This window comes from Silvanigrella sp. (assembly GCF_044369315.1).
Lineage (GTDB): Bacteria > Bdellovibrionota_B > Oligoflexia > Silvanigrellales > Silvanigrellaceae > Silvanigrella.
Map to the genome: position 1 here is coordinate 1 of NZ_JBIPMD010000129.1, position 9,176 is coordinate 9,176.

A 9,176-nucleotide genomic window follows, 5' to 3' on the forward strand; every position below is an offset into this window, starting at 1 on the left:
ATTTAATGTCTGCTGATCATTTTGGCTCTGCTTTATTTCATTCAAATAATAAAATTTATATTGGTTCTATAGGAAGAGATAATAATAATAAAGATGATGTTGGATCCATTTTTCAATGTGATTTAGATGGAAAAAGTTGTAATGAATTGATTGGTGGCAAAAATAAATCAAAATTATTTAGCCAATTATTAAACGAACATGATTCCATTGGATCTAGTTTATTTATGTATAATAGTTCTTTTTATGTTGGCGCAGTTAATAAAAATGGCGGCAATGGTGGTTTATTAAAATGCAGTAACGATATTTCAAAATGCATTTATACTGATGTAAAAAATATTCATTTATCTTTGAATGATGGATTTGGTTCTAGTTTAGTAGGTAACGAAACAAATATTTTTGTAGGTGCCATTGGTAGAAATGGGTTTCCAACAACGGATCCTAATTTATATGATATAGGCGCTGTTTTTAAATGCAATTTAGAGGGTACGAATTGTTCCGAAATGATTGCTGGCGAAAATAAAGCGAGTGCTGCTAGTTTAGGTCTTTCCCTAAAAGACAATTTGGGTTCGAGTTTAGCTATTTTAGGAAACTACCTTTATATTGGTGCTTCAGGAAGAATTAATAATGCAAATGCAAGAACGGGCGCTGTGTTTAGATGCCAGCTTGATGGTTCAAATTGTATTGAGTTTATTGGTGGAAGAAGTAATGGAGATGTCAATTCAGAAAGCCTTGACCTTCTTGACGGAGATCTCTTTGGATCTAGTTTAGCAATTGTTTCCGTGCCTTAATATCTAATTCAAAAAATAAATGAATATGTCTTGACGTTGAACTTATATTCAAGTATCAACGTTCGGACGATTTTTAAGTATTTCTTTCAAAAGGGTATTCTATGTCTTTCGCAATTTATCGAGTCAAAATAGACACTGAAAGCAGAAAGAAATTGCTCATTTCTAATTTATTTATTTATTGTTTTTAAAGCTCCGCATTGCGGGGCTTTTTTTTTGCTTATTTTATATTTCAGAGGAGATTTTACAATGACGGATTATGTTAAAGTAGCATCTTATGAAGGTCGTAAAGGAGAAATTCGTAAGGTTGTTCTTTTGTATTCTGGAGGCCTTGATACCTCTGTGATGTTGAAATGGATTCAAGAGTATTACAATGCGGAAGTGATTGCATTAACCATTGATATTGGGCAACAAGCCGATAATCTTGAAGAAATACGCCAAAAAGCCTTAAAGTTAGGGGCCTTAAAAGCTTATGTTATCGATGCCAAAAAAGAATTTGCTTACCACTATTTAGCCAAAGGAATTAAAGCAAACGCTCGTTATCAAGGAGATTATCACTTAGCAACTCCCCTAGGCCGCCCACTGCTTGCTAAAATAGCTGTAGATATTGCACGTGAAGAAAATTGTGACTGTATTGCGCATGGTTGTACGGGAAAAGGAAACGATCAGGTTCGTATCGAAGGCACGGTATTAACCCTTGCTCCAGAAATGAAAATTATTGCCCCTGTTCGTGAATGGGGAATGGGGCGCGACGAAGAACTTGAATATGCAAGAGTTCATAATATTCCTGTAAAACAGACGAAAGACTCTCCTTATAGCTATGATGATAATATGTGGGGAGTTTCTGCTGAAGGTGGAGAAATTGAAAATCCAGCACTTATTCCGAACCTCCCAGCTATTCTTCAAGTTTGCAATATAATTGAAAAAACACCACATGAAGCGCAATTGGTAAAAATGGGATTTTTAAGAGGAATTCCAGTTCAATTAAATGGGATAGATATGGATCTTCCTTCTATTATTCTTGAATTAAATAAGATAGGTGCGCTGCATGGAGTAGGTGTTACTCATCACCTTGAAGACCGTGTCGTTGGACTCAAAGTCCGTGGCGTTTATGAATCTCCTGCAGCGCATACCATCATTCGTGCTCATGAAACTCTTGAAAAATTTGTCTGCACAAGACAAGAAAATGAATTTAAAGCCGTTGTGGATCAAAAATGGGGCTATTTATGTTATGGAGCGTTATGGCATGAGCCTTTAATGGATGATTTAAACGCATTTATAGAAAAAATAAATGAAAAAGTAACAGGTTTGGTAACAATCAAGTTATTTAAAGGGAGAGCAGACGTTGTAGCTGTAGAAACTCCAAACAGTATTTTTGATGAAAAACTTGCAACATTTATGAAAAGTAACGCGTTTAACCAAAATGCTTCTGCAGGATTTACAGAAATTTATACTATGCAAATGCGTCTTTCTCAAGAAAAAGAGCGTTATGCACTTGTTTCAGTAGGTGGCGATGAAAATAAACAAAAATTTGCCCCATTAATTGCAGAACTTCAAAAACAAGGTTTTTTATTATTTGCCACAAAAGGAACACATGCTTATTTAGCAAAACAAGGCGTAAAAAGTATTCTTGTGCATAAAGCAAATGAAGAAAGTCACAAGCCCAATTTAATCGATCTTTTAAAACAAAATAGATTTGATCTTGTTGTTAACGTACCAACACCATCAAAACCAATTAGTGAAGAAATCGATGGTAAAAATATTCGAAATTGGAGTGTAAAAAATGGAGTTCAACTTATAACTGATTATGAAGTATTTAAAGTTACAGTTGAAACCATGGCAAAATCTGCTAAATCAGGTTTATCTAAATTATCTGAATCAACTAAAAAACCAGCTTTACTTTAATAGGAAATAATATGTGGAATCCTTTATCTAAGTTAACAGGAATGATTTCTGGTCATGGTGGTTTTGTCAATGCCCATGCCCATTTTGATAGAGCATATTCTGTTTCTATTGAAGATTTTACAAATACTCAAGGTAACATAAATAGCCAATTACAGGAAAAATGGAAGTTGGTTGATCGCTTTAAATCTCAAGCAACGGAAGATATATATTTTCAACATATTTCTTCTGCATTAAGGTTACAAAATGAACAAGGTGTTCGCCATTGTTTGTCTTTTATTGACTGCGATCCTGTAGCAGGTGAAAGAGCTTTAATTGCGGCTAAACGTGCAAAAGATTTTGCAGCAAAAGAATTAAAAATGAGATTTTTAATTGCCTGCCAGACATTAAAAGGTGTTGTAGATAAAGAAGCTCGAGCTTGGTTTGAAAAATCTTTAGAGCATGTCGACATCATAGGTGGATTGCCTGGTGCTGATGCAGGCAAAGAAGAAGAGCATATTCGTATCTTATTAAAAGCATCTAAAGAAACAGGGAAACGCGTTCATATTCATGTTGATCAATTAAATTCTGCTGAAGAAAAAGAAACAGAATTATTGGCTCGTAAGGTAATTGAATTTGGGCTTGAAGGTAAGGTAACGGCTGTTCATGGAATTTCTATTGCAGCGCATTCAAAATCATATCGTCAAGAATTATATAAACTTTGTCGAGATGCGGGGCTTAGTTTTGTTGCTTGTCCGACAGCATGGATTGATAGTAGAAGAAATGAAACTCTGTCTCCAACACACAACTCAGTAACACCTATAGATGAAATGATTCCAGCAGGTTTAACAGTGGCGTTAGGATCAGATAATATTTGTGATATTTATAAACCCTATGCTGATGGAAATATGATAACGGAACTAAGAGTATTATTAGAATCGACTCATTATTATGAAATGGATGAGTTATTAAAAATAGCAACATCAAATGGATTAAAAGTATTGGGGCTATCTTAAAATGTATAATGCTTCAGCAACTTATGAAGAAAATTATAAAAATGGACCCGATTCGCGATTTTTAAAAGAAGGCCGGTTCCCTTTTGTTAAATACACAGAAAAACCTCGTTATGAATTTTTAGGTGTGCCACTTCATCTTCCTTTTGGAGTAGCGGCTGGACCTTTATTAAATGCATCGTATGTAAAAGCAGCTTTAAATGCAGGTTTTTGTTTACCTGTATATAAGACTGTGCGGTCAAGAGCTTGGGAATGCAATAAATGGCCAAATGTTTTATCGATAAACTCTAAGCAAAAATCGATCTTTTCAAACGATCAAAATGACGTGATTGGATCCCCATTTCAAAATAAAGATTATTTTTCGAAATCGATTTCGATTTCAAATTCATTTGGTGTTCCAAGTCAAGCACCAGATGTATGGAAAAAAGATTTTCTTTCTTTAAATGAAAAACAAATTTTAGGATCTGGAGTTGTATTAAGTTTTCAAGGATCGCGAGAAGAAATGTCTTCTAGTAAAGAAACAAAAGAAGCTTTTTATCTAGACATTAAAAAAACAATCCGTTTGGCTTTAGATTGTATTAAAAATTCTCCATCTACAATATTAGAAATCAATTTAAGTTGTCCTAATGAAGTCCATTCTCCACTTTATAAAGATTTGCCAAGTGCATTAAAAGCCATTCAGTGTGCGCATCAAGTTTTATCTGAAGAAAAATCAGATGTAAAACTTGTAGCTAAAATTGGCGCTTTGAGTCCTGAAGAAACAAGGAAATTTATTTCTGAGACGGCTGGGATGTTACATGCAATTAGTGCAATAAATACTGTTTCTGCTAATATTAGAAATATAAATAGTAAAATAGCTCTTGGAAGTGGTTCTTTGTCTGGGGGCGTTTGTGGTTCTCTTATTTTTGATCAAGGGATATCAATGGTTTCTTCCTTAGCTGAAATCCGATCAAAGTTAGGAATCCATCCAAATCAACTCGGTATTATAGGAGTGGGTGGTGTCGTAAGTGTCAAAGAATTTCAATCTTATCTTTCTGCGGGAGCTGATATTGTTCAAGCAGCAACTGGTATGATGTGGAATTTAAATTTAGCATCGGAAGTAGCTGAGTCTCTTCAGGTGCCTTATGAAAAAATTGAGGAGATGCCTTCATGATTCTTGATTCTGAAACCCATGAAATTGTGAGGGGTTTTTTTGAAACAAAAGTTTTACAAATTAGTACAAATCCAATGTTTAAGTTAACAAGTGGGAAAGAGTCTCCTGTTTATTTAGATCATCGAAAAATATTTTCACATGTTTCTTTACGCAAAAAAATTATTACTAAGTGGGCCGAGTTCTTAAAAACAGAATTTCCTTCTATGTTTGATTCTGGTAATGTTGTGTTTGCAGGAACAGCAACAGCAGGAATTGCTCCTGCTTATGCTTTAGCAGAATATTTTAATGCTGGATTTGTTTATGTTAGAAGTAAACCAAAACAGCATGGATTGACTTCTGTTATCGAAGGAACGCTACCTTCTAATTCAAATGTTTTTGTTATTGATGATATGATTACGACTGGTGGAAGTGTCATTCAAGCTGTGGATTATATAAAAATGGAGCCCATTAAATCAGTTGTTGCGTCAAGTATATCAACACACAATTTAAAAAAATCAAGTGAATTTTTTAATTCTAAACATATTGTATATAAGAGCTTATTTAAAACAACCGATTTATTTGATATTGCATATGCAAAAGATTTCATTAATGGTCGCGAAATGAAAATGATTATGGAGTGGCTAACTCAACTTGATGAATAATAAATACACATTTAATTATTTTCTCTATATTTGGGAAAAAGATTATCGCTCCATTTTACAGGGAACAAGAACAGCTTTTGCTGTTCTTTGTGTTATTATTATTTATTTATTCGTCAAAGACTCATCCTTGTTTTTTATGGGAGTTTGTGCATTAGGTTTATGTCAGTCAAATGCACGTTCTTTGTATTGGCGCTTTGAAATGAATATGTTGCTTTCTTTTTTAATTTCAACTGTCGCACTTGCTGTCTCTTATCCTTACACATCGAGCCTTATTTCTATTTATTTTTATGTTTTTGTATTAACTTTTTTAATGTATGTTTTTACCTATTTTAAAATTGGAACAGTTTTTTCAATTTGGGTTTATTTAATTCCTTTATACTCCATTTTATCTGTAAAAAGCGGACATGAGCTTATTAAAAACATTTATATGAATATTATTGCATTTTCGATATGTTATTTCATTTGTGTCATTTTAATGCGCCCAAAACTTCGCAAGGAATGTTTTTTAGAAACAAAGTCAGTTTTAAGAGAGCTCTCTTTTTATATAGAAATAGTTGAAAATTTTACTTTTGATAAATCGGATAAATATTCTTTACAATTGACTAAAAGAAGAGAAAAAATATTTTTACGGCTACAAAGTTTAAGGCTTATGATGAATGATTTGAATATGTACCGAAAAAATCGTAAAAGTCTTAAAAGAAATGAATTGTTTCCTTATTTTGTTATGTCAATTTTAACGGAAAGATTTATTGAAAATACAATAGGAATTTCTATTAAAATACGATTGTTAAATGTTCCATTTGAGTATGAACCTGTCGTCAGAAGATTATTCGCTTTAATTCATAAAACCACTAATGATATGCTTAAATTCTTAGATAATAGAAAAAAATATACCTTAAAAGAATTGGGTTTTCTTTATGAAAAAATTTATTTAGATGCTTTAGTTGAAGTTAAAAAAATTGAAAAAAGTGGAGAAAATTTTATACATGATGATATATTTAATGAAATATTTTCAAATGCATATCAATTGAAAGATAATATAAGTTTACTTAATTCAGAGTTTAAATTTCTATGTAAAAAAGAGTAAAAAATGTTTTTAACCGATGTATTTAAGAATTTTTTTTCTTTCATTTTTAATTTTAAAATTTCTGAAATAAGACAAGCTTGGCGAGCATCTATAGTCTGTATAGTCTGTTTATTTGTTAATCAACAATGGCTAAAAGGTGAATTTCCTGGATGGGTATTGGTAACAGCAATTGTTTGCTTGCAAAGTAATTTTGGAGCTACTCTAAAAAGAGCGAAACAAAGGGTTTTAGGGACCGTACTAGGTTGCGCCCTCGCTTTTTTATTAACTTTTCTATTTCCAGATAATGTAACGATATCTGTTATTTTATTATTAATATCATTGTTATTGGCAATATATAATTCGGTTTATAATAATAACTCTTATACCTATACTGTTTTTTTCTTTACATTTGGGTTGATCGCATTGATTTCTGCCTTATTTCATAATGGAGCAGAGTTTGCTATTTTGAGAATTGAAGATGTTGCTCTAGGCGCTTTAATTGGAACATTAGCATCCTTTTTATTATGGCCCGATTTTGCAAAAAAAACATTTAAAGATGATCTTTTGCATGTTGTTTCCGAGCTTGAAAATCTTTTTCAATATATAATTAATTGGAGTGCTGGTGAAATAAAAGAAGAAAAAGTTTATATTCAAAAAGTCTTATCAGCAACAAATAATCAAAATGCAAGAATTAAAATATCAGAAATTTATCATGAACTTGGGAAAAAAAATTATCCTTTAAAAGAATATGAGGATTTTATTTTATCTCAAGAAAGAATTCATTATACATTATTGACCATTTATAATTCTCTAAGAATTAATTCTTATGAAAAGAGAAAAGAAAGTCTTCCTTTTGTTTATGAGCAATTAAATTCGATTCAAAACTATTTTCGTATTTGTGTGGCTCGCTTACCACTTTCAAAAGAAAAGGCGATTGAGCTTATAAACAGTGTAGATGAGTTTAATCTTATTGAAAATCTTGAAAGAGAGGCCATTAAAAATTTATATGATCATCATGGTAAAACGGCATCATTTGATATGATCAAATACCGTTCCCTATTAATAAGGTTGCTGCAAGAAGTGAAGTCCATGAACGCAGAAATAAATAAGATATTAGATTATTATGTCCAATCTAGGGTCTAATAATGACCTAAAATCATAAATTCTATTGATATTTTACATTTTTAGTCTTTTTAAAGTTGATATACAGACTCTATGTATGGCAAGCTGCAATCTCTATTTTTTACTGTTTCTGATGGAGACGTACTTATGCATCTTATTGGGTTTGATATTGGTGGAACAAAAGTAGAAGCTATGCTGATTTACATTGGCAAGCTAAAAAAGGAGGAATCCTTTATCTCTTCTTTTGAGTTCCAAAAATCATCAGGAGATATTGTCCCAGGATATGTCCTTTATAAAAAAAGAGTAGCAACGGAAAGGCATAATGGATACGTACAATTAATAGATAAAATGGCTTTATTAGCTAAAGAAGTATGTGCTGAAAAAAATGTCGATTTACATTCCTTATCCGGTATCGGACTCAGTGTTCCTGGTCCTGTTGACCCCAAGTCGGAACTTGTCACATCAAGTAATACAATGATCCTAGTCGGCCATAATTTACACCAAGATCTTCGAGATAAATTAAAAGTAACATTTCCTATTATTTCTGAAAACGATGCCAATTGTTTTGCATTAGCAGAAACGCTATGTGGGGCAGGTCTCGATTACTTTAAAAAAACAGGAATTCCTGTAAATAAACAGGTGAGCATTGGACTCATTTTAGGATCCGGTTTTGGTGGCGGTATTGTTGTAAATGGAAAAGCCGTTACAGGGCGTAGAGGGGGAGCAGGAGAAGTTGGGCATATGACTCTTTATCCTGGAGGGAGTCCTTGTTACTGTGGCCGTGCTGGTTGTGCCGAGCAATATTTATGCGGACCCGCTTTAGAGGCTTCTTTAAATAATCGAATTTATTCTCAAATCGAAAAACGTCCAGGTGCTGCTGAAATATTTGAACTTTATAAAGCACAAGATCCTATCGCGCTTGCCGTTGTGAAAAGATATAAATCTGATCTCGCTTTCTTTTTAGGAACCTTAACTTGCATGCTTGATCCTCATTATTTTGTTTTAGGAGGAGGATTAAGTTTACAAGATGTTATTTATGAAGGTCTCGAGAAAAAAATCGGCGAAAATACATATCTTCCTGAACAAGCTATTTCTATTTATAAACATAAAATAGGTGATTCCGCAGGAGCTATTGGAGCCGCTTTGGTTGTTTTAGAGCAAAATAACCTACATTTTTAAAAATATATTTTATTCATTTAAAAGTTTAAATTGTTATATTATTATCTCTAAATTTTTTCGAAGCTGTTTTAATATTTTTGTGAGCAATTCTTTATCATTTTCAGGTAGGTCTTTTAAAACTTTAGGGCGTATTTTTTCGCTTACTTTAAATGCATCTGTAAGTTTGTTTTCACCAGTATCGGTTAAATGCAAACTTTTTGCTCGTTTGTCTTTATTGTCATCTTGTTTCTGTAACCATTTTTTTTGTTCCATATTTTCAAGGGAACGAGTTAAACTTTGCGGCTCTACGTCCATGATCAAAGCCAAATCTGCCTGTCTAATTCCGGGGTTTCTTCC

The 9,176-nt window shown here is 32.7% G+C and carries 9 protein-coding genes; 8 read left to right on the plus strand and 1 reads right to left on the minus strand.

The features are described 5' to 3' along the window. The 8 genes from ACIQ56_RS10790 to ACIQ56_RS10825 all read left to right on the plus strand — a co-directional run. The coding region (locus tag ACIQ56_RS10790) for a hypothetical protein (RefSeq protein WP_397601065.1) at positions 1-788 on the plus strand (788 nt) is incomplete at its 5' end. A 246-nt stretch (positions 789-1,034) separates the two neighbouring features. Next, positions 1,035-2,690, plus strand: a complete 1,656-nt coding sequence (locus ACIQ56_RS10795; RefSeq protein WP_397601066.1) for an argininosuccinate synthase — start codon at positions 1,035-1,037, stop codon at positions 2,688-2,690. Positions 2,691-2,701: 11 nt separating this feature from the next. Next, positions 2,702-3,682: an amidohydrolase family protein gene (locus tag ACIQ56_RS10800; RefSeq protein WP_397601067.1), complete on the plus strand. Its 981-nt coding sequence runs from the start codon at positions 2,702-2,704 to the stop codon at positions 3,680-3,682. Between the two features lies 1 nt (position 3,683). Further along, the gene (locus tag ACIQ56_RS10805) at positions 3,684-4,832 is read left to right on the plus strand and encodes a hypothetical protein (protein WP_397601068.1); all 1,149 of its coding nucleotides are present in this window, start codon (positions 3,684-3,686) and stop codon (positions 4,830-4,832) included. After that, positions 4,829-5,473: an orotate phosphoribosyltransferase gene (locus ACIQ56_RS10810; protein WP_397601069.1), complete on the plus strand. Its 645-nt coding sequence runs from the start codon at positions 4,829-4,831 to the stop codon at positions 5,471-5,473. Before ACIQ56_RS10805 ends, ACIQ56_RS10810 begins: the two co-directional genes overlap by 4 nt. Continuing rightward, the gene (locus ACIQ56_RS10815) at positions 5,466-6,560 is read left to right on the plus strand and encodes a hypothetical protein (protein ID WP_397601070.1); all 1,095 of its coding nucleotides are present in this window, start codon (positions 5,466-5,468) and stop codon (positions 6,558-6,560) included. Before ACIQ56_RS10810 ends, ACIQ56_RS10815 begins: the two co-directional genes overlap by 8 nt. Before the next feature lie 3 nt (positions 6,561-6,563). Further along, positions 6,564-7,682 (plus strand): FUSC family protein, encoded by a 1,119-nt coding sequence (locus tag ACIQ56_RS10820; protein WP_397601071.1) that lies wholly within the window; start codon positions 6,564-6,566, stop codon positions 7,680-7,682. A 126-nt stretch (positions 7,683-7,808) separates the two neighbouring features. After that, entirely contained in the window at positions 7,809-8,840 is a 1,032-nt protein-coding gene (locus ACIQ56_RS10825; protein WP_397601072.1) for an ROK family protein, read from the plus strand. A gap of 33 nt (positions 8,841-8,873) precedes the next feature. On the opposite strand, the gene ACIQ56_RS10830 is transcribed toward ACIQ56_RS10825, so the two are convergent. Then, positions 8,874-9,176 (minus strand): MarR family winged helix-turn-helix transcriptional regulator (locus ACIQ56_RS10830; RefSeq protein ID WP_397601073.1); only part of this gene is annotated, 303 nt, incomplete at its 5' end.